The sequence below is a fragment of the Streptomyces sp. SID3212 genome, from assembly GCF_009865405.1.
GTDB lineage: Bacteria > Actinomycetota > Actinomycetes > Streptomycetales > Streptomycetaceae > Streptomyces.
In genome coordinates, this window is record NZ_WWJY01001230.1 from 1 (window position 1) to 351 (window position 351).

The window sequence follows — 351 nt, forward strand, 5'->3', positions numbered from 1 at the left end:
GACCGAGACCCAGGCCCCGGCTCCCGCCCCCACCGCGCAGGCGGCGGCGGGCGGCGGCAGCGCCGAGGGCACCGACGTCGTCCTTCCCGCGCTCGGCGAGAGCGTCACCGAGGGCACCGTCACCCGCTGGCTCAAGGAGGTCGGTGAGTCGGTCGAGGCCGACGAGCCGCTCCTGGAGGTCTCCACCGACAAGGTGGACACCGAGATCCCCGCCCCGGTCGCCGGCGTCCTGCTGGAGATCGTGGTCGCCGAGGACGAGACCGCCGAGGTCGGCGGCCGGCTCGCCGTCATCGGCGCCCCGGGTGCCGCTCCGGCCGCTCCCGCCCCGGCGGCGGAACCGGCTCCGGCTCC

General features: G+C 77.8%; 1 protein-coding gene. It reads left to right on the top strand.

Annotated features, from left to right (window positions below; all coding sequences use genetic code 11):
• The coding region (locus GT042_RS36495; RefSeq protein ID WP_345944055.1) for a biotin/lipoyl-containing protein at window positions 1–351 on the top strand (351 nt) is incomplete at both ends.